Here is a 19,042-nt window from a genome sequence, read left to right as displayed (position 1 = left end):
CCCCGCCCTGAGAGTCAGTCCGCGTCGTCGGGCAGCGGGTAGGCGTCCAAGAGTGCGGCGCGCGCGACGTCCATGGTTGTGATGGTGAAGCCGTGCTCTTCGGCGAACGCAGGGTCGGAGCCGCGGGCGTCGATCTGGGCGCGCAGGTCCTCGTTGAGGCGGACGTTGACGTTCTTGCGGTCGCCGGTGCCGCGCTTCGGCCGCGGGAAGGGCTTGGCTGTGGTCGGCGTCCAGGTGCCGAGGGCGAAGTCGACGAGGCGCAGCCGGACGACCTCGCTCACATCGCGCTGGTCACCGGTCTCGGCCCGCACGCGTTCCATGTGCTCGATGAAGGAGGCGGGGACGGGCACGGCTTTGGTGGGGCCGCTGAACCAGGTGGCGGCGCTGGCGACGCTGAGGGCGGCGGAGACGCCTTGAGCGAGTTCGGGCTGGCCGGCGTTGGTGAGGTAGGTGATGGCGCGTCGGGTGGTTTTGGCGTCGGCGTCGCTGAGGTGGCGGCTGCTGTTGCTGCGGTTGGGCATGGCGTGTCCTCTCGGCCGGCGTCCGTCCCGGCGGCCGGGGGGATGCCTGTCTGTGGTGGTGGGCACGCCCATTCTCCTCCTGTGTGTTGCGCCGTGTAATACGGCTGGGTTGGTGATGACCACTCTACTCATTCGTATTGCATTGCGCAATGCGTTTCGGTACTGTGGTGTCACCCCCACCGAAGAGGAGCGCCCCGATGCGACCCACCAACCGCCGCGTCACCGCCGCCGCCCACCGCGCCGGCCAGGCCCTCGCCCACACCGCCCTCGGCACCCGCGCCTACCTCCGCTTCCTCCTGGAGACCGGCCGCCGAGTCCGCATCACCTACACCGCGCAGGACGGCGAGACCACCACCCGCGTCATCGACCCGACCGAGGTCCGCCGCTCCAAGGCGGGCGACTGGTACGTCCGCGCCCACGACCTCCTCCGCGACGCCGGCCGCAGCTTCCGCCTCGACCGCATCACCGCCTACACCACCGCCTAACGACTTCAGACTTGAAGGAGACCGCCATGTCCAAGCCCGAGAACCTCAAGCGCCCCACCGACTCCCTCCAGTACGAGGCGTCCCTCCTCCGGCACGTAGTCCGTGAGGGCCTGGTCCGCCCCGAGATCGCCGTCGCCATGACCAAGAACGCGGACCGCATCGACGCCGAGCTGAAGGAGCGGGCGGCGAAGAGCGCCTGAACCGGCAGGAGATCCCATGGCCTGGTACAAGACCCGCTGCGAGGACTGCGGCGACATGATCGAGGTCGACGGCAGCATGCGCACCCTCTGCTCCTGCGACGCCTGAACCGGCAACACCCCGCCCCGCAGCCCGGCACCATGAACCCAAACCCCAAGGAGACCCCATGAGTATCCGCAAAGGACAGGTCTGGACGGCCCCCAACGGAAGCCAGATCCTCCTGACCAGCGCCGATCGAGACAGCGTGGAAGGGCGCGAGATCACCGCGTCCGGTACCGGCCTGTCCCGGCCCGGCAGCGGGGAGACGGTGAACATCCCGACCCCGGACCTGGCCAATATGCGGCTCACCCTCGACGCGTGACGGAAGGCGTTGTCCGCTGCACCTGGGTATGACGATGGCCACCGCCCTGCCGGGTGGTGGCCATGTGCCTCAGCACGCTGAGATCGTACCCGAACACCTGACCACACCGCCACAACACCACCCAGAAAGGCACCACATGACTCGTCCGCCTCAGGGCATCGTCGAGTACCGGCGCCGCAAGCTCGGCGACTTCATCGGCTGCGCCCGCCCGTCCTGCCCGCAGGGTGAGTGGACGGCCAAGGCCACCGGTCGAGGCTGGGTCCAGCGCGACGGCTGGTGGTACTGCCCCGCTCACAAGCCCCAGGCCACCCGATGACCGTGCGTCCCGATCCGCAGCAGCCCCTGGATGGGCTCCCCGCCCATGGGCGCCGCCGCGTCTGGTGCCGCGGCCCCGGCTGTCACCACGAACTCACCGACCCCGAGTCGCGCCGGCGCGGCTACGGGCCGACCTGCGACCCGGAACGCCGCACCCCCACCCCGGCCACTGCTCCCGTCGACCAAGACACCCTTCCCGGCATGTAGAGGAGAATCCGATGACCGTCGCCCACTACGAGCCCCCGGCCGCTCAGCAAGAAGAGGACCCCTTCGGGCCCTACGAGTACGTCGAGGCCGACGACCGATGCCGCGGTGCGGAGGGCCACTGCATGTGGGACAGGTGCACGCAGCGGCAGAGCGTGTGCCGCTGCCTCTGCCCCGTCTGTGTAGGCGACGACCCACACACATGGGGCTACGACGGCCCCTACTAGCCAGCCCCGTACCGGGCCTCCCGAGCCCTCGCGCGGGCCTCCGCCAGCTCCGGTACCAGCGCATCCACATCCACGCTCCGCCGCAACTGCTCCGACCGTGTCGGCAACGGCACCCACGGCCCCCGCACGCTCGCGTCCCACTGCCGCGCCAACACCGCGTTCAGACGCTCCACACCCCCACGGAACCCGCCACGGAACCCGTCCCGCCGCAACGGCATCCCCGCCGCCCACCCGGCAGACATCACCGGGTGCACCGTCACCCACAACGCCCCATGGTCGGAGCCCTCCAGCCGCTCCACGTACTGCCGCCGGAACCGCAGCCACGACCGGACCGCCGCCAGCGTCCCCGGCCGCAACCCCACCCGCGCCACCACCGGCTCCTCGAACGCCGCGTTCTGCGGCCAGTACGACGCGACGATGCTCCCCTCCTCCAGGTCCAGGTGCTCCACGCGGCGCGAGAGCATCCCACCCGACTGCATCCCCGTATCCAAGATCACCGCCACCATCGCCAACGTCCGCGCGCTGCGGGCATCCTCCGGCCGGCCCGCCGCCCAGTCCGCCAATCGCCGGTACGCCTCCGCCGTCTGCTCCGGCGCCGGCACCGGCTTGAGTGCCTGCCGCTCCCGATACACCCGCGGCACCACCACCTCCACGCCGGCCTCCTCCCCCAGGATCACCAGGCAGTCCCGCAGCGTGCCCAACGCCGACCACGACAGCGGCTTGCCCAGCGCCTTCGGCTTCGACGCCGACCGCAGCAGCCCCTGCTCCGCCAGCTCGAAGACCACATCGATCGCCTTCGGCGCGAGGAGGGCCTGCACCGAGCGGCCCGAGCGCTCGGGCATCTCCTCCCGCTCCACAGCCAGGGCGAGCTGGGCGACGGTGGCACGCAACTGCCGCGCCCGCGACGAGGACACCTGCCGGCCCCGCCGCAACGGCGGACGCTGCTCCCACGCCGCAGGGTCACGGGGAGCGACCCGCTCCACCAGGCGCTCCAGACGCACCACACCCCGCGACCGCTGCTCGCTCACTCCTGGGCCTCCCCGCTTCGGGTGACGAACTTGTCCACCAGATGGTCGTACACCGCGACCGCCGCTGTCGCGTGCCGGGCCTTGAGGGCGTCGGTGTTGCGGCGCCGGATGTAGCGCAGCGTCGTCTCGATCGCCGCGTGATCGGCGTACTCCTGGATCTCCTCCACCGGCGTGCCGGCGTCGTGCATGTGCGTGAGCTTGGAGGCGCGCAGCACGTGCGGGGTGAGGTCCCGGTCGGGAAGTACCTTCGCGGCCCGCCCGAGGCGGGTGAGGAGCCGGTCGACGGCGTGCCGGTCCATGGGCCGGCCCTCGTCATCCAGGAGCAGCGCCCCCTGCCCGTCGCGGTCGGCTGTGGCGACGTCGATGAGGTCGCACAGCCGGTCGGGGAGGGCGAAGACGCGGCCCTTGCCTCCCTTGCGGCGCAGGTCCAACTTCCGCTCCCCACCGATGGCCTTGAGGTCGGCGAGTTGGGCTGTGCAGCACTCGGTGACGCGGCCGGCCAGGGTGTAGATGAGGACGGGCACTAGGGCCTGGCGCGGCGTGGTGGCGGCGTCCACGACGGCCTGGAACTCGGCGACCTCCAGGATGGGCGTGGCGGTCGTCTCGTCTCTCGGGTCGACCTTGGGCCGGTCGTGCTTGGTGACCGGGGAGACCATACTCTGGTCCTTGGTCTTCCACTTCGCGTACTCGGTGAGCGCGGTGAGGACCGACAGGCGCCGGTTGATGCTGCGCGGCGCCCGGCCGCGGGCCTTCTGCTGCTTGGTCCACGTCTCGATCATGCCCGGGGTGACCGAGCCGACGAAGAACCGGTCGTGGCCGCCCAACTCCCGTGCCACCTCGGCCCACAGGCGCAGGTCATCGGCGTAGGCCTGCTTAGACTTCACCGCGGGGACGGCTTCGGAGCCGAGCCAGGAGGCGACCAGGTTGAAGGTGGGGCGGTCGCAGAGTTCGGCGAGGAGTTCCAGGCGGTAGCGGCGCGGGCCGAGCCGGCGGTTGACCGGGTGGCGGGGTGCGACGGTGCCCAGGACGTCGCGCAGCCAGAACAGGGCCTCCTGCGCGGCGCCGGGTGCTTCGAGCTCGGCGCGGGGTCGCTCGGTGATGATCCGGCCGGTGATCACTTCGCTCATGATCCGAGCTTACGCGCGCCGCGCTTAACACACGTTATGCGCTTCCCCCAGAACGAACCTGCCGCGAGCAGGTCACCTCGGATAAGGAGAGGTTATCCGAGGTGAGACTCGGGACGATGCCCCGACAGCTCCGATCGTCACGAAACCCCTTGACGCTATACCTCAAGGACCGTAAGGTTTCTTCATGGAGAACGATCTGGGCATCGAAGCCGCTCGCGCCAAACTCGGCGAAATCACCGACCACGTCCGCACCACCGGCCAGACCGTCCGACTCACCCGACACGGTCGCCCCGTCGCCGCCATCGGCCCCGTCAACGCCATCCAACCCGCCGGCGCCGTCGAAGCCACCCTCTACTTCCCCCACACCGAACGGACGGTGACACTCCCAGCGGTGCCCCGCATCGGCGAGACCCTGCACCAGACACTGGAGCACGACGAGACCTCTTGGCGGGTCACCGAGGTCGAGTGGAACCTCAGTTGGGACGAGGCACCCCCGACGCTCGGCATCATCCTCGACCCAGCCGACGAGCACACCGAACGGTTGATGCCTCGTCTCACCGCGGAACACCAGAAAGCTGCCCGATCACGCCACACCACCACCGAGAAGTGAGGACACGACCATGAGCAGCCCCGCCCGCTACGACGTCGACTGGACCGACGAGAACAACCCGCGCATCGTCCTCGCCCAGCCCGGCGACGAGTTCGCCATGACCTTGACCGAGGCGCGGCAGGCCATCGACGAGGAACTCGCCGACCGCACCACCGAGAAGTGAGGACACGATCATGCCGAGTTGGACCAGTAAAGTCGACTTCACCGCTCTCCCCAAGGTTCCTGCGGGGTTCGTCTGGGTGGACGAAAAGGCATGCATCCGCCTCGCCGACATCCAGGCTGTACGGGACGAGTTCCATTCGGTCGCGGTCTTCGTTCGCGGACGGGAGAAGCCCATCGAGATCGACGCGCCGGCAGGTATGGGCCCGGACGTCATGTCCGCCCTGCTCGACCGTATGCGCACCGCCGACCACACCACCGAGAAGTGAGGACACGACCATGGCACTGACCGCAGAGCAGTGGAACGCTGAGTACCCCGTAGGCACGCCCGTCATTGCCTACCCTGGCTGCCGCCCCGAGGACGATCCAACCGCTGAGGCCATCCCGAGCAAAACCCGCAGCAAGGCGTCAGTACTCGGCGGCCACACCGACGTCGTCTGGGTGGATGGACACAGCGCCTGCATCGCCCTTACCCACGTCGACCCCGTGCCCGCCGACCGCGCCACCGAGCAGTGAGGACACGACCATGAGCGAAGCCCCCTACGACGACAAGACTGCCTGGCAGCGCGCCGCCACCCTCTTCGAGGAAGCTGGCCTCCGCCGCGACCTGATCCCGACCTACGCGGACGCGCTCCTCGCACTGCGCGACACGGAGACCGCCGCCCGACTCCGAGCAGCCGGTTACGCCGAAGCTGCCGCCCTCATCCAGCCCGACCCCGACCTGGTCGACGCCGCATGGGGCGAAGACTGACAACCCCACCATCGACCAGTGAGGAGACGACCATGACCGCCAAGAAGCCGTCGAAGCCATGGCGTGTGACCGTCACCGGCCCGGACGTGCAGGCCCCGTCCGCGTTCACCAGCGAGGCCAAGGTGTACGCCTTCCTCCGCACCACCCTCGGCGGCGACAGCCCAGCCACCAGCGCGAAGGTCGAGCAGTGGGAGGGCGGACGCTGGTGGCACTTCGAGACCGTCACCGCCGACGAGATCCGCACCGCCCAGGCCGCCAACCGCACCACCGAGCAGTGAGGACACGACCATGACCGCTGGGACCACCACCCGCTACTACTGTCCCCTGGAGTGTGGATGGCACTACGACCAGGAGCAGCCCCGTCCGGGCGAAGGACCCACCGAACCGCTCGCCCAGCGTCCCGACGAGTCCTTCCAGGATCTGGTCACGCGCCTGGCTGGGGACACCGGGCGGGCCCACATGCAGAAGGTGGACGACGCCCTCCGTCAGCACCTGGACACCCACACCCTGCTCCAGGCCGTGACCAAGGCAGCCGAGTTCCGGGACGAGCGGAACCATGCGCGTGCCGAGAAGTCCGATCTGATGCAGCTGATTGACGATCTGCGAGACCCAGATCCGTGCTGGTACGACCATCACGGCTACTGCCAGGCGCACGGCTGGACGGAGGCCGATCCTCGGTGCCCTGACGCCCGCGCTGCCGAGCTGTTCGCCAACCACACCACCGAGCAGTGAGGAGATGGGCATGGATGCCAAGGGGCTACCCGCTGATCTCAAGGTCGGCGACCCGCTCCTCATCGACTACCAGAGCGACACCATGCCGCCCTACCCCGTCACCGCCTCGCACGTCGGACGCACCTACGTGAAGGTGCAGCGGGCAGGCGGCGGAGAGCGCCGTGAGCGCTTCGACCGGAAGACCGGCATAGAAATCGGCGGCGGAAGCCACCCGCTCATCCTCCGAGCACCGACCGCCAGCGAACAGTAGACCACGTAGCGCGGCCCCGCCCAGGACTAGTGGGCGGGGCCGCTGCACGTCAGGCTACCTACCCCTGTGGCAGTTCGCTGTAGGTGGCGAGGGCGAAGCCGACGGAGGGAACCGTGTGGCCGCGATGAAGAAGATCGCCAGCGCGCGTTATTTATTTCCCAAAACGATAGGACACGGGCCCTAGACCAGCGGAAACATGCCGCCCAGTCCCGGGACCCACCGGGCCACAGGAGCCTCACGATCGGCGACGATCCGGTGCCAACGCAGCTGGCTGAGACGCCGTCGGCCCAGGATTCGGCACGGAACCAGACCCGTCCCGCCGACACACCAGCGCGTCCGGGTCCAGGGGCGACGTCTGGAGGCTGTAGCCGTCAGGGCACGTCTGCCCATCCCGACCGTCGGCCCCGTCCTTGCCGTCCTTCCCTGCCGGGCCGGCCGGTCCCGGATCGCCCTGCGGCCCTTGAGGGCCAGCTGGACCCGCCGCACCGTCAGTGCCGTTGGTGCCATCTGCGCCCGGCGAACCGTCAGTGCCGTTGGTGCCATCTGCGCCCGGCGAACCGTCCTTGCCGGGTGCACCAGGAGAGCCAGAGGGGCCAGGGGAACCCGTGGCTCCCGCCTTCCCCGCAGGGCCGGTAGCGCCGTCAGCCCCCGCGGCCCCGGGGAGGCCCGGATCGCCCTGCCGGCCTTGGGCGCCCTTGCCGGGCTCCCCGCGGCTGCCCGGCGGCCCTGCCACCGGCGACTCCCCCAACTGCTGCACCTGGTGCGCCAGCGCGTCGCGGGCATCGTTGGCGTCGTGCAGATCGTGGGCGAGCTGCTGCATGGTGATGACCACCCACGCCAGGATGGCCACCGCGGCGAGCGCCCCCAGGGCGTACCAGAGGTCGCCGCGGCGGCGCCGGCGGATATTGCGATGGTGGTGCTCGGTCACGTGCTCGCTCCCTTCGTGGCGAGGTAGACCTGGAGGAGCACCAGGAGGACCGGTACCACAAGGCCGGTGAGGATCAGGCGTCGGTCTGCGGCGCGTTGCCGCTCCCGTTCGCGTCGGTCAGCTTCCTGCTGCCGGAGGCGTTCGGCGTCCCCCTCTTCGAGGGCCTTGACGCGCTGGGCGAGAGTGGAGACCGCCGCGTCCTGGCCTGCTTGCTCTAGGCGCAGGACGTCGGCGGACACCTTGCCGTCGAGCCGGCTCGCTAGCTCGCGCATGTCGTCCTTGAGGTCTGCGTGTACGGCCTCTAGGCGGCGCACGACCTCGCCGAGGGTCGGCTCGTCGCTCATGTGGAGTCCAGGGCTAGTTGCTGGTGGTTGGGGTGACCTGGGCGCGGGTGAGGAGGGTCAGGAGGGTGAGGACGACCGCGTTGACGGCGCCGATCGTGGCCTGGGAGACGTCGTAGCCGAAGGTTGCGGCGAGCGTGGCGCCGGCGGCGACGACGGCGGTGAAGGCCTGCGGGGCGACCGGGCGGGTGCGCCAGGCGGCTATCGCACCGAGGACCGCGGTGAGAGCGGCGACGATGGCGCCGGCCATCTCCTGCGTCAGGCCGGTGATGCCGAGGGTGACGACCAGGCCGAGGGCGGCGGAGAGGGCGTTGAGGTAGACGACGGGTTCGCGTCCGAGGATGGTCACGTCAGCCCACCTTCTTCGCGATGGTCTCGACGAGCGTGGTGAGGTGGTTGAGCTGGTCGCGGAGTTCGGCGATGCGGTCGTAGGTCTCGCGCAGCGCGTTGGCCGGGGCCCAGGTCGGGTTGCTCTTGACGGTGGTGGAGCGGGTGGGGGCCGGGAGCTTGTCCTGGTCCCAGACGGCCTTGTAGATGTCGGTGGCGCTCATGTCGTCGATCTCCTTGCTGCTGTCGGTGGCGGGCGGGTTGCCGGCCAGGGTCTTCTTGACGTCGGCGCGCACCGCGACCATGTCCATGATCTTTCCGGGGGCGCAGCCGGGGTCCCACTTGTCGTTGGACCACTCGCCGTGGCCGATGACGGACTTCTCCGTCCAGCCGTGGTGGTCGAGGATCGCGGCGGACAGGCGCAGTGCCGCTTCGTATTGGGCGGGCGCCATCTTCTTCGAGCCGCTGTACTGGATCTCCACGCCGTAGAAGTGGGCGTTGCCGTCCGTGCCGTTGGCGTTGCCCTTGGTGGGGTGGAGTTGGCCGGTGTAGTCCTCGTTGATGACGTGCTGAAGCACCTTCGGGTCGCCGCCGCCGGCGTGGTTGGTGCGTCCCCATCCGACGAGGTAGACGGTGCCGTCCAGGCCGATGGAGGCGTGGCACAGCGGGCCGGGCAGGTCGGAGCGGCCGTTGTAGAGGGTGCCGGCAGCGTAGGTCTTGGCGGAGGCGGCGCTGATGGTGGCGCCGGTGTGGTGCCAGATGAAACCGTTCACGCCGCCCCACGCGCCGTGCCCGGCACGGTTGTGGGTACGCCAGTTGCCTACCCCGACGTACTTCAGGCCCCACTTCTTGAGTTGGGCGACGAACTGGTCGGCGGTCATGGGGGTGGCCATCAGGACTCCTGGGCGGGAGAGGGTGTGATGCGGGGAACACGAAGGGCGCGCCAGGCGACGTCGTCTGGGATGCCGGAGGTGTCGCCGCCGCCCTTGGGGCGCAGCGTGTGCTGCCAGGCGGCGAAGGCGCGCTGGTGGGCGCGGGTCCAGTCCGGGCCTAGGCGCAGGCCGGGCGGGGCGCAGGCTTCCTGCTCGAGGCGGCGGCCCATCGCGGCGACGATCGGGGAGTGCCGGCCGCCGTGGAAGAACGCGGCGCCGGGGTAGGGCTCGTAGAGCCGCGCATCATCGTCCGCGGTGGTGGCGGGCGCCGGTGTGGTGCCGTCCTCGGGCGCTGCCGTGGGCGACTCGGCCTTGCCGTCGGCCTGCTTGGCGCTGCGCGCCGTGTGGTCGTTGCTGGGCAACCGACCGGCTCCTGACTCCCCGCGCCTGAGCTGGTGGTGGTCTGCACGCGTGGTGCAGTCCCTCGGGGTGGGCGGAGGGTCGCCGGTGATCTCAGGGTAGGGCCGGTTCGGGGCCGGTGTTGCCCTACTCGGGGGCCTACTCCTCGGGGGGCTGGGGGTCGAGGAGGGTCGCGGCCAGGATGGTGCAGGCGTGGCTGCACAGGCCGCAGATCACCATCACGTACACGCCGTCGTTGGAGTACAGCATCGGCAGGTCGAGGAGGCGGTTGTAGTTGACGCAGGTGGTGTCGGCGCAGGTGGCGGTGGCCGAGTACCACATGGCGGGTTCCCAGGTGATGGGCTGCTCGGGCTGGAGTGGCGGGCCGGTGTTGACGGTAGGCGTCGGTGGGGGTGGGAAGGGGCTGGCAGAGCTGTCGGGGTCGTTGGGGTCGATGTCGGTGGGCAGGGGCTCGGTGGGGGTGCTCATGATCCAATCACCATCCATGTGACGACTGTGGGTGTGGTGTCCTCGCGGTTGACCCAGACCAGGAGGCCGGTGCCGGTGACGGAGGATGTAGAGACTCCGGTGACCCCTGCCCTGTTGATGGGGGCGCGGGAGCCGGGCACGGTGGTCTGGGCGGTGGCGAAGCCGCGGAAGACGGTGCCGGTGACGTTGAGTCCGTTGACCGGGATCGAGGTGGGTGTGTTCGGTGCGGACGGGGTGATGGTGACGGTGCCGGTGGCGATGTTGCCTGCGGTGATCGCGCCTGCGACATCGACGTCGCAGCGGCTGGAGGGGAACCCGTCTGAGTAGAACTCAACGCGCGGGTACGTCTTCGCTGGGTTGCTGCTGTGGTAGGCGGACATGCGCATCAGCGACTGGACTTGCCCCTGGTCGTTGTCGAGGGTGCCGCTGCCGAGGGTCACGACGGACAGGTCGCCCCCTTGCACCTCTGCTGCCAGGAGGGGGTAGCGCCGGTAGGTGTGGTTCTCCTGGTACATGGAGAGGTAACCGCTCAAAAGCGACGAGGTGAACGTGCCGTCGGTGGTGATGAAGCCGGGCAGACTGAGGGGGGCGACGTCCGGCCCCGCGCCTGCCTTGATCACGCCGCTGTCGTCATAGATCAAGACGTTTTCGTCGAGGACGATTCTGGCACCGCTCACGGCTGTCTGCACGGTGGCGCCGGTGATGGTGCCGCCGGTGATGGCCGCGGTCGTTCCGTTCAGATTCACGGTCTGGGCGCCGCTGGCGTCGTAGGCCTTGAGGCCACTGGCGTCGAGTTCGACGCGGGCTCCGGCTGGGTCGCCGGCGACGACGCGGGTGGCGAGGGAAAGGACGGCCTCGAGCTTGTCGGCCGTCACAGCGCCCGCGGCGATCGTGCCCGCGGTGACGGACCCGGCGGTGAGGTCCGGGCCGTCGACCTGGACGGGGGTGCCGGCGGTTTCGGCGCTCGCGGGGCCGGTGGCGCCGCTGGTGTTGACGGCGGCGAGGCGGACGTAGTGCTCGGCGTAGGGCAGCGGCGTGACCGGTAGGACTCCGCCGTCTCCGGCCCGCCGGATGGTGCCGGCGAACGTGTCCGGTGATGGGGCGGTGCCCGCGGCAGTGGAGATGTAGACGGCGATGTGGTCGAAATCGGCGGGCAGGTCGCTGCCGGCGGCGAGGGTGCCGTCCCAGGTGACGCGGAGCCCGGCGATGGACGGAGTGACGAGCGGCGCGGTGGGCGCGGCCGTCGGGGCTGGCCCGTTGGTCGCGACGACGGCGGCGGTGCCGTCGCCCTGCATGCCGATGGTGGCGCGCAGCGTCCCCTCGTTGTCGCGGACCTGGAGGGCGGCGTTCTCGATGCTGGCGCCGTGGGAGACGCGCTGCCCGTGCTGGAGGGCGCGTATCTGACGCTCCAACTGGGCGACCTTGTTCGCCAGGGCGTTGAGGTTGGACATCAGGGGGCCTCCGGGGCTCCATAGTGGAAGGTGTCGGCGCGGGCGACGGTGAGAGTGGCGCAGCTTTCGCCGCCGTCCCCCGCTGGCTGGTAGGACTCGGCGGTGATGCGCACCCACCCGGACCAGTCGACCCAGGCGTTGGACACTGCGACCTGCACGTCGTCGCCGATCTGCCAGGAGCCGAGGGGCGCGTTGGGGTGGTCGCGGACGACGAGGGTGTCGATGCCGCCCATGACCTGCCGGGCTCGGCGCTCCGCGGCGATGCGACGCCCGAGGACGTCGGTGCCGGTGACCGTGGGCAGGGCGAGGACGGTCTCCATGCGCAGGCCTCCGTCGCGCACACTGTCGACGGCGAATCGGGTGGCGGTGCCCTCCCCCGCGCCGGTCCCGATGATCGTGTTGGCGTAGTCATCGCCCGAGAATCCGACCGTCGGGGCGGCGGTGATGTTGACGCCGGTGCGGAAGATGATGTCGGTGCGGCGGGCGCCGAGGCGGGGGTAGCCCAGCAGGATGCGGCGCCGCACGGTGCCGTTGGTCTGGTACTCGCTGTGGCAGGTGTACTGCGGGGCGCCGTCTTCCCCCACCAGGCCGTCGACGAGGTCGCCGAGGTTGGGTGCCTCGTACCAGTAGGAGTGCCACGGCTCCGCCGGCGTGCCCACGGTGGCCGGCCCGGTGACCGGGTCGACGACGACGCCGAGGTTCCCGTCGGGCTGTTCCTGGGCGTAGGCCCAGATGTCGCGGATGACCTGGCAGGGGTCGCCGTTCACGTAGGGGCCGCGGGCGCCGAGTTCGCCGTGGGTGTCGTGGCGCTTGGTGAGGTAGGACGACCAGCCCGCGGCCTCGATGCGGTACTCGCGGTCCTCGGCGTCCACCGACCACACCAGGCCGCCCCAGCGCAGCATGCCGTCGGCCTCGGCGTAGATGAGGGTGGTGTGGGGGCGGATCAGGTCGGGGTTGGCGCGCACCCACCGCGGGGCGAGGGTGCCAGAGAGCTGCCCGGGGCCGTTGAGTTCCCGCCCGAACTCCGGGTCCCCGAGCGGCAGGGCGGGGCAGAGGACGTCGCCGGTCAGGGCGTGCTGCGTCCAGTAGCGCCAGCGGCCCATCAGATCGCGCCCTCAACGAACTCCACGTCGGCGATGAACGTGGTGCCCAGGTCCGCGCCGATCTTCCCGGCGTTGCCGGAGTTGACCTTCATGCGGGAGCGCAGGGTGATGTTGGTGCCGCGCATGGCGGCGCCGGCGGTGTCGGTCAGGGACAGGGTGTCGGCGGAGAACAGGCTGGTGCGGCGGGGGGCGGTGCCCTGGTTGTCGTCGATGACGACGTCCTGCGCGGCCTGCTTGGTGCCGAACTGGAAGGTCAGGTTGCCGAAGACGTTGCCGTCGTCCAGGCGCAGACCGCCGACGCTCCACATGACCTTGACGGAGGCGGCCCAGGTGGGCACAGCGATGGTGGTGGACGTGGCCGAGGGAAAGTTCTGCCAGGTGCCGGCCGTTCCGCTGAGCTGGGTGAGGCTGCCGCCGTAGAACATGGGGAACAGCTGCCGGTCGCGACGCGGGTTGGCAACCTTGCGCAGGTCGACGATCATCGCGTTGGTGACGGTGGCGGTGCTGGCCGGCAGGTCGATGCGGGCCAGCGGTATCGCCGAGTACCCGGCCGGCGCGGTCGTCGCCGTGGAGGAGACGTTGGGCACGACCTCCCAGAAGACGATGGGGTCGACGGCCGGGTCGCGGGTGCCTTCGTAGTCGGGGTCCTCCACCCGCAGCACCAGCATGTCCGAGCGGGGCGTGGAGCCGGTCGCGGAGATGCTGACGGTGTCGGAGCCGATGTTGTAGGCGCTGTAGGAGCCCTGCACGGGCGAGACCTGTCCGGCGATGACCGCGGAGCCGTCGGAGACCTGCACGCCTGCGCCGGGGGTGTCCAGCGCGGTGACCTTGAGGTCGAGGCCGGTAGTGACGCCCTGGGAGTCGCGGGCGAGGTCGCGGACCATCATGCGGAACTGCTGCGCGGTGTGGGTGGCGCCGGTCGTGGCGATGGGGGTTGGGTTGAGGGCCATCAGAGTGCCTTCCATGCGGGCCACCAGGTGACGGCCAGAGTGCTGGTGAGGGTGTTGTCGGTCGCGGTCCACCGGACCTCGTTGAGGCCCGGGGTGAGGACGAACTCGTCGATGCGGGAGGTGGGGGTGAGGGGGGCGCCGCCGCCGTTGTCGCGCAGGACGGTGCGCCAGCCAGGCCGGGTGTCGATCTCCACCCACTCCCCCGCGGCCAACGTCGCCTGCACGGTCAGGGTCCGGCCGGTGGTGACGTGGGTGATGGTGGGGTTGGAGCACGGCCCGGTCACCCGCAGCAGCGGCCACGTGAATGCGGTGCCGTCGACCTGGAGGTAGCCGGGCCTGCCCACGGCAGCCGGATCGCCTTCGATGACGACCGGGAAGACCAGGGGGAATGTCAGGCCGCCGATGTTGAGCATCGCCAGGGGGATGGACGTGGTGGCGGGCTCGTCGTCGTAGAGCAGGTAGTCGGCGGTGACGAACTCCATGTCCACGGGGATGAACCCGTGTTTGGCGGTGGTCAGGTCCGGCTCGAGGGTGCGGAGCCTGCCGCGGGCCACCCGCACCGGGCGGCCGGGCGTCTTCAGGCGCAGGTCCATGGTGGTGCCGCCCTGCCCTCGCACCGCAGCGTCATCCGCCGGCGCCTGGAGCGCGGCTAGGAGGTCGTAGGCGGCGGCCGGGTCGCCGGGGGTGCGGATCGCTGCGTCGATGCGCAGGGTGCGGCCGGAGTAGTAGTCGGCGCCCAGCCACAGCCCGTCCGCGCCGGGTGGTTCGACGTCGGCGGTGCGCAGCGGCGGCTGCCCGAGTCCTTCGATGGCTCGGACCTGGATGTTGGTGCCGGCGCCTATGAGGACGCCGCCGAGCTGGTGCTGCCCGTCTGCGAGGGGTGTGGGGGTGGTCATCGTGCGGCTCCTCCTCGGGCGAGGCGGCGGAGCTGGTATCCGGCGCGGGCCTCGACCTGCCGGGCCGTGTCGACGGCGTTGCCGCCGGAGGTGACGTGCCAGTTCTGGGTGCCGACGAGGGGCTGGGGCTGCTGGATGACGATGACGCGGCCGGCTGATGCATCGGTGAGGCCGAGCCCGAACCGGCCGGCGACGTCGCCGAGGACTGCGGTCGCGGACTTCCGCTTGTTGGCGCCGAGAGGGATGTACGCCTCCCCGCCCGTGGATGGCTCGGCGAAGCGCACCAGGCCAGCCTGGGTGGCGTACAGGCCGGCGCGGATGCCGCCGTCGGCGTAGGCGAGGCCCTTCTGCGCCTTGCCGAGGTCGGCGAGGAACCGTGTCGCCCGGGAGCCGAGGCTGGAGGAGATCTGCGACCTGGCCTTGGTGGCGATGGCGATGATCTCGTCCTCGCCCAGCTTCGTGGTGGCGGCCACGTCATGTATGCCGGTCGTGCTCTTGGTGACGGCGGCGATGATCTGCACCAGCTCGGCGAGCTCGTCGCCGGACAGCGTTGTGTTGGCGGCCTTCGACGCGCTGTTGGCCGCCGCAGCCTTGCTCTTGTCCTTCACCGCGGCGGCGGCCAGTGCTGCGGCGTCCGCGTCGTTCTGGGCGGCGAGGCGCCCGGCGAGGTCTCCGTAGCCCTGCCCTGCGAGCTTGGCCAGGTTGTTCTGGAACGTGGTCTGGTCGGCGACCGCGTCCTTCATCTCGCTGGTGTACTCGCCCAGGGTGGCCTTCGCGGCGTTGGCGAGGTTCCGCAGGTCGGTGGCCATCTGGTTCAGGTACTTCGAGCTGCCGGTGGCCATCTTCTTCGTGAGCTCGACACCGTCCTGGCCCATGGCGGCGAGGGCGTCAGCGACGTCCTGGCCGGCGCGGCTGGCTACGGTGGCGAGGTTCTTGCGCCACGCGTCGAGCTGGTTGTTGGCCGAGGCTAGCTTCTTCGAGAACGTCGACAGGGAGAAGTTGCCGTTCTTGTCGGCGCTCGCGCTGATCAGGTCCGACAGGCTGAGGATGCTGCTGCCGGTGTTGGAGTAGGTGAAGTCCATGCCACCACCGGTGGCGTACCGGGGCAGGCTGGCGAGGGGGCCGCCGCCGGCGAACTTGGGCAGCCGCTCCGAGTTCACCGCGTCGAGGAAGGCGAGCCCGTACTTCCGCACGGCGTCGGCCCGGATCACGTACTCGGTGTTGGACACCATGGCCGGCCCCGAGGAGAACAGGCCCAGGATGGAGTCGCTGGTGCCGTTGCCGGGGCCTTGGATGTAGCCGCCGCCGGGGAACGCCTGGACGTCGCCGCCGGAGGCGTAGCCGCGGATCGGGCCGCCCTTCGCGTGCGCACCGGGGTGGGACTTCAGCCAGGAATCGGCGATCAGGGGGTTCTTGCCAACGGTCACGTACTCGGTGCGGATCTGGTTGGTGACCGTCTTGCCGTGCAGTCCGTCGATGGCGCGCTGGATGGCCGCGACCTGCCCCTTGGGGGTGCCGGTGGGGACGGTGACCTTGGCGGACCCGTTCTTCATGTGGGTCACCTTGAAGCCGAGGTCTTTCAGGGCCTGCTCGGCGGAGGCGGTCAGGGCCTTGACGGTGACGCTCTTCGCTCCGGGTGTCGCCTTGATCTTGTCTTGTACGGCCTGGAGGCCGGCGATGGCGTCCTCGCGGTCCATCTTGACCTTGGTGGTGTGCCCGGCTGGGATCTTCAGGATGCTTGCGGCGAGGGCCTCGGCCTGCGACTTGGTCAGCCCCATGGCCTGGGCGCTGGAGACCAGGGCGGCCCGGCCGCGGGAGTAGATGGCGTTGACGGTCTGCCACGACTCGCCGTTCTCTCGGGCCTTCCCCGCGGCGTCGTCGGTCTTCGCCGCCAGGTCGGAGAGCGCGGACGCGGCGTCGCGGGCCTTCTGGGTGTTGAGGTTGAGCTGCCCGTTGGTCTCGGTGAGCGCCCCGCGGTTGGTCTTCGCGGCCTTGGAGGCGTCGTCGATGGCCTGCTCCAGGCCGATCATGCCGCCGAGCGCGCCCCGCTGGGCGTCGTTGAGCGCCGTGATGGACTGCCTCAGCCCGTCGGCGGACGCCTTCTGGGCGTCGAGCTGCGCCGAGGTCTTCTGTGCCTGCTGCCCGAATAGACCCATGGACTGGGCGGCGACCTCCGCCTCGAACGCTTGATCCTTCAGCGCCGACTGGTAGTCGTCGAGCTGCTTCCTCAACTCCTTCGGCGTCAGGTTGCCGAGCCGCTTGGACAGCTTGTCGAACGCGGCCTTCGCCAAGTCAGCGTTGCCAGACTTGACGAGGTTGGCGAGCGCATCGTCGAGTCCGTTGATGACCTCCTTCGACCGGGACACGGGCGTGGAGTCCATGCCCAGGAGCTTGGTGAGGAACTGGTCGACCTTCTCGAAGTTCGAGGGGCGGGACAGGGTGCGTACCGCGTCGGAAAGTTTGCTCATGTCGGTGCCGAAGACCCGGGCGACCTCGCCGGCGGCCTTGCCGGTCTTGGCGAAGTCGCGCAGGGAGGAGGTGAGCTTGTCGACGTCTGGCGGGGCGCTCTTCCCGATCTGGGAGAGCTGGGTGAGGGCGAGCACGAGTAGGCCGATGCCTGTGCCGACGAGCGCGAACTTCGCCGCCCGCGACAGGCCGGTGAAGGCAGCGCTAGCTGCGGCGATGGGCCCGGAGGCACTGGCGGCTGCGGTGCGGGCGGCGGTGATCTGCGTGCCCAGGGCAGCGAAGACGGCGCCGCCCTTCGCGGCGAGCATCGCCAGCTTGATGGTGGTGGCCAGCGTCAGGAACGCGGTGAGGACACCGGGTGGGATCGCGCTGACCAGTCCGGCCAGAGCGTTGACAAGGGTGAGGATGCCCACGCCGGTCTGGGACGCCGATTGGAGGAGGTGGAGCAGAGCCTGGGCAAGGCTGCGGAAGGTCTCGGTTGCCTGTGGGCCTACCGACTTGGCGTAGGCGAGGAACTCGCGCAGGACCTGGGAGCCGGCCGGTTCGTCACCGGACAGGACGCGCAGGAGGTGGATGAGGTCATCGGTGATCTCGGCGATGGCGTTGGTGGACCGGTCGCTGAACGCGTCGAAGAGGTGATCGAACGCGGTGGTGTTGATGCCGCCCGCGGCGACCGTCACCAGCCGGTCCAGCTGGGTGGAGGCGGCTTTGACCATGGGTGTGGTGCGGGGCAGCAGCGCGTCCAGGGTCTCGATGCCGTGGGTGATGGGCGTCATGGTGACGCCGGCGAGGGAGTCCGACCACGCCTGGAAGTCCGACTTGAGCACGCCGAACGCCGCGGCGGTGCGCTGTGTCGCCGCGGGTAGCTGGGAGAGCTGCGCCTGGTAGGCCTGTGAGGCGGTCGCGGCCTGGTCGGAGGCGGCGCCGTACTGGGTGGTGGCGTCCTCCAGCTTGGTCTGGGCGTCGAGAGTGTCCGACAGGGGACCGATCTGCCCGGCGACGGCCACGCCGAACGCTGCGGCGGATGCCGAGGCGGCTCCGAGCTTGAGAGCAAGGGGGGCGACCGAGGCGGCGAGCGGTGCCAGCGCCGTCGCTCCGACACCGGCGAGGAGCAGGAGGTTGGAGCGCAGGTCACTGACCTGGCTGGAGGACTGGCTCAGGCCGCCGACGTTGCCGCGTAGGCGCTCCAGGTGGGTCCCGGTCTGGTCGAGGGGCCCGTTGAGTGCCTCGAAGTCGGTACGGAGTTGCTGTGTGCGGCCGGAGAGGGTTTCCAGGCGGCTGTCGGAGCGGCCTGCGGCGGTGTTGATGGAGCGGAGGCTGACGGCTGCCGCGGCGGCGTGGTTGCGGAGTCCGTCGAGTTGGTCGCCAGCCGAGTCTGCGTGGCGGCCCAGTCGCTCAAGGGCCTGCCCGGCGTTCTGCGCCTCGTCGGTGAGCCGGTTCAGGGCGGTTGCGGCTCGGGTGATGTTGCGCTGGAGGTCAGCGGAGAGCCCGGCGCCGTCGAGGTGGAGGGGCACGGTGAGGTCTGCGCCGGCGCCGGCCTCGGAGAGAGCGCGGCGGATGTCCTGGCGTAGGTGGGCGCCGTCCACGCCGAGGGGGATGGTGATGCGCTGCCCGCCGGCGCCGCGGGCTGCGGCTTGGACTTCGCGTCGGAAGCGGGCGGTGTCGACGCTGATGCCGAGGCGGATGTTGCCGCGGGCTTCCTGGCGGAGTCGGGTGATGTCTCGGCGGGCGGTGTTGATGTCGTTGGAGAGGGCGCGGGCCTGGGTGGCGGACTGGCGCAGGGTGCGGGCCAGGTCGTTGCCTTGGCCGCGCAGCTCGACGGACAGGTTCCACTCGGCCATCGCGCTCTCCC

At 70.2% G+C, this 19,042-nt stretch carries 28 protein-coding genes; 14 read left to right on the top strand and 14 right to left on the bottom strand.

Annotated elements, in window-relative coordinates:
* Positions 1–14: 14 nt before the first annotated feature.
* On the bottom strand, positions 15–521 hold the full coding sequence (locus ACFV3R_RS25530; protein ID WP_385587628.1) for a hypothetical protein: 507 nt from the start codon (positions 519–521) through the stop codon (positions 15–17).
* Positions 522–718: 197 nt separating this feature from the next.
* Here ACFV3R_RS25530 and ACFV3R_RS25525 point away from each other — a divergent pair, with 197 nt between their 5' ends.
* From ACFV3R_RS25525 to ACFV3R_RS25500, 6 genes are all read left to right on the top strand, one after another.
* Positions 719–1,006 (top strand): WYL domain-containing protein, encoded by a 288-nt coding sequence (locus ACFV3R_RS25525; protein WP_385587625.1) that lies wholly within the window; start codon positions 719–721, stop codon positions 1,004–1,006.
* A 26-nt stretch (positions 1,007–1,032) separates the two neighbouring features.
* Positions 1,033–1,206 carry a hypothetical protein gene (locus ACFV3R_RS25520; RefSeq protein WP_385587622.1) on the top strand — a complete coding sequence of 58 codons (174 nt, stop codon included), beginning with the start codon at positions 1,033–1,035 and terminating at the stop codon, positions 1,204–1,206.
* Positions 1,207–1,370: 164 nt separating this feature from the next.
* The gene (locus ACFV3R_RS25515) at positions 1,371–1,565 is read left to right on the top strand and encodes a hypothetical protein (RefSeq protein ID WP_385587619.1); all 195 of its coding nucleotides are present in this window, start codon (positions 1,371–1,373) and stop codon (positions 1,563–1,565) included.
* A 136-nt stretch (positions 1,566–1,701) separates the two neighbouring features.
* Positions 1,702–1,881, top strand: coding sequence for a hypothetical protein (locus ACFV3R_RS25510; RefSeq protein WP_385587617.1), 180 nt, complete (start codon positions 1,702–1,704; stop codon positions 1,879–1,881).
* Positions 1,878–2,087, top strand: a complete 210-nt coding sequence (locus ACFV3R_RS25505) for a DUF6011 domain-containing protein (protein ID WP_385587614.1) — start codon at positions 1,878–1,880, stop codon at positions 2,085–2,087. The genes ACFV3R_RS25510 and ACFV3R_RS25505 overlap by 4 nt, the downstream gene beginning before the upstream one ends.
* An 11-nt stretch (positions 2,088–2,098) precedes the next feature.
* Entirely contained in the window at positions 2,099–2,311 is a 213-nt protein-coding gene (locus tag ACFV3R_RS25500) for a hypothetical protein (protein WP_385587611.1), read from the top strand.
* Here ACFV3R_RS25500 and ACFV3R_RS25495 read toward each other — a convergent pair.
* Positions 2,308–3,339: a hypothetical protein gene (locus ACFV3R_RS25495; protein ID WP_385587608.1), complete on the bottom strand. Its 1,032-nt coding sequence runs from the start codon at positions 3,337–3,339 to the stop codon at positions 2,308–2,310. The genes ACFV3R_RS25500 and ACFV3R_RS25495 overlap by 4 nt on opposite strands.
* Positions 3,336–4,466: a tyrosine-type recombinase/integrase gene (locus ACFV3R_RS25490; protein WP_385587605.1), complete on the bottom strand. Its 1,131-nt coding sequence runs from the start codon at positions 4,464–4,466 to the stop codon at positions 3,336–3,338. Before ACFV3R_RS25490 ends, ACFV3R_RS25495 begins: the two co-directional genes overlap by 4 nt.
* Positions 4,467–4,650: 184 nt before the next feature.
* Here ACFV3R_RS25490 and ACFV3R_RS25485 point away from each other — a divergent pair, with 184 nt between their 5' ends.
* The 8 genes from ACFV3R_RS25485 to ACFV3R_RS25450 are packed head-to-tail and all read left to right on the top strand — an operon-like array spanning position 4,651 to position 6,968.
* Positions 4,651–5,076: a type II toxin-antitoxin system Phd/YefM family antitoxin gene (locus tag ACFV3R_RS25485; RefSeq protein ID WP_385587601.1), complete on the top strand. Its 426-nt coding sequence runs from the start codon at positions 4,651–4,653 to the stop codon at positions 5,074–5,076.
* Positions 5,077–5,086: 10 nt separating this feature from the next.
* Positions 5,087–5,239, top strand: a complete 153-nt coding sequence (locus tag ACFV3R_RS25480; protein ID WP_385587598.1) for a hypothetical protein — start codon at positions 5,087–5,089, stop codon at positions 5,237–5,239.
* A gap of 10 nt (positions 5,240–5,249) precedes the next feature.
* Positions 5,250–5,504, top strand: coding sequence for a hypothetical protein (locus ACFV3R_RS25475; protein ID WP_385587595.1), 255 nt, complete (start codon positions 5,250–5,252; stop codon positions 5,502–5,504).
* Between the two features lie 10 nt (positions 5,505–5,514).
* Positions 5,515–5,751 carry a hypothetical protein gene (locus ACFV3R_RS25470; RefSeq protein ID WP_385587592.1) on the top strand — a complete coding sequence of 79 codons (237 nt, stop codon included), beginning with the start codon at positions 5,515–5,517 and terminating at the stop codon, positions 5,749–5,751.
* A 10-nt stretch (positions 5,752–5,761) separates the two neighbouring features.
* Positions 5,762–5,986 carry a hypothetical protein gene (locus tag ACFV3R_RS25465; RefSeq protein ID WP_385587589.1) on the top strand — a complete coding sequence of 75 codons (225 nt, stop codon included), beginning with the start codon at positions 5,762–5,764 and terminating at the stop codon, positions 5,984–5,986.
* Between the two features lie 32 nt (positions 5,987–6,018).
* On the top strand, positions 6,019–6,264 hold the full coding sequence (locus tag ACFV3R_RS25460; RefSeq protein WP_385587586.1) for a hypothetical protein: 246 nt from the start codon (positions 6,019–6,021) through the stop codon (positions 6,262–6,264).
* Between the two features lie 10 nt (positions 6,265–6,274).
* Complete coding sequence (locus ACFV3R_RS25455; protein WP_385587583.1) at positions 6,275–6,718, top strand: hypothetical protein; 444 nt, start codon at positions 6,275–6,277, stop codon at positions 6,716–6,718.
* 10 nt (positions 6,719–6,728) lie between these two features.
* Entirely contained in the window at positions 6,729–6,968 is a 240-nt protein-coding gene (locus ACFV3R_RS25450; protein ID WP_385587580.1) for a hypothetical protein, read from the top strand.
* A gap of 235 nt (positions 6,969–7,203) precedes the next feature.
* Here the strand turns inward: ACFV3R_RS25450 and ACFV3R_RS25445 are convergent, their stop codons facing one another.
* The 11 genes from ACFV3R_RS25445 to ACFV3R_RS25395 form a co-directional block, all read right to left on the bottom strand.
* The gene (locus ACFV3R_RS25445; protein WP_385587577.1) at positions 7,204–7,896 is read right to left on the bottom strand and encodes a collagen-like protein; all 693 of its coding nucleotides are present in this window, start codon (positions 7,894–7,896) and stop codon (positions 7,204–7,206) included.
* On the bottom strand, positions 7,893–8,240 hold the full coding sequence (locus ACFV3R_RS25440) for a hypothetical protein (protein ID WP_385587574.1): 348 nt from the start codon (positions 8,238–8,240) through the stop codon (positions 7,893–7,895). Before ACFV3R_RS25440 ends, ACFV3R_RS25445 begins: the two co-directional genes overlap by 4 nt.
* Before the next feature lie 13 nt (positions 8,241–8,253).
* Positions 8,254–8,586 carry a hypothetical protein gene (locus ACFV3R_RS25435; RefSeq protein WP_385587571.1) on the bottom strand — a complete coding sequence of 111 codons (333 nt, stop codon included), beginning with the start codon at positions 8,584–8,586 and terminating at the stop codon, positions 8,254–8,256.
* Position 8,587: 1 nt separating this feature from the next.
* Entirely contained in the window at positions 8,588–9,457 is an 870-nt protein-coding gene (locus ACFV3R_RS25430; protein WP_385587568.1) for an N-acetylmuramoyl-L-alanine amidase, read from the bottom strand.
* Complete coding sequence (locus ACFV3R_RS25425) at positions 9,457–9,858, bottom strand: peptidoglycan-binding protein (protein ID WP_385587565.1); 402 nt, start codon at positions 9,856–9,858, stop codon at positions 9,457–9,459. Before ACFV3R_RS25425 ends, ACFV3R_RS25430 begins: the two co-directional genes overlap by 1 nt.
* 136 nt (positions 9,859–9,994) lie before the next feature.
* Positions 9,995–10,324, bottom strand: coding sequence for a hypothetical protein (locus ACFV3R_RS25420; protein WP_385587561.1), 330 nt, complete (start codon positions 10,322–10,324; stop codon positions 9,995–9,997).
* Positions 10,321–11,775 (bottom strand): hypothetical protein, encoded by a 1,455-nt coding sequence (locus ACFV3R_RS25415; RefSeq protein ID WP_385587558.1) that lies wholly within the window; start codon positions 11,773–11,775, stop codon positions 10,321–10,323. The genes ACFV3R_RS25420 and ACFV3R_RS25415 overlap by 4 nt, the downstream gene beginning before the upstream one ends.
* On the bottom strand, positions 11,775–12,878 hold the full coding sequence (locus ACFV3R_RS25410) for a hypothetical protein (RefSeq protein WP_385587555.1): 1,104 nt from the start codon (positions 12,876–12,878) through the stop codon (positions 11,775–11,777). The genes ACFV3R_RS25415 and ACFV3R_RS25410 overlap by 1 nt, the downstream gene beginning before the upstream one ends.
* Positions 12,878–13,828, bottom strand: a complete 951-nt coding sequence (locus tag ACFV3R_RS25405; RefSeq protein ID WP_385587551.1) for a hypothetical protein — start codon at positions 13,826–13,828, stop codon at positions 12,878–12,880. Before ACFV3R_RS25405 ends, ACFV3R_RS25410 begins: the two co-directional genes overlap by 1 nt.
* A complete protein-coding gene (locus ACFV3R_RS25400) occupies positions 13,828–14,724 on the bottom strand; it encodes a phage distal tail protein (protein ID WP_385587548.1) in 897 nt (298 codons plus the stop codon). Before ACFV3R_RS25400 ends, ACFV3R_RS25405 begins: the two co-directional genes overlap by 1 nt.
* Complete coding sequence (locus ACFV3R_RS25395) at positions 14,721–19,031, bottom strand: hypothetical protein (RefSeq protein WP_385587545.1); 4,311 nt, start codon at positions 19,029–19,031, stop codon at positions 14,721–14,723. Before ACFV3R_RS25395 ends, ACFV3R_RS25400 begins: the two co-directional genes overlap by 4 nt.
* Positions 19,032–19,042 lie beyond the last annotated feature (11 nt).

This window comes from Streptomyces sp. NPDC059740, from assembly GCF_042733155.1.
In the GTDB taxonomy this organism is placed as follows: Bacteria; Actinomycetota; Actinomycetes; order Streptomycetales; family Streptomycetaceae; genus Streptomyces.
This window is presented reverse-complemented; position numbering and strand designations above follow the sequence as displayed.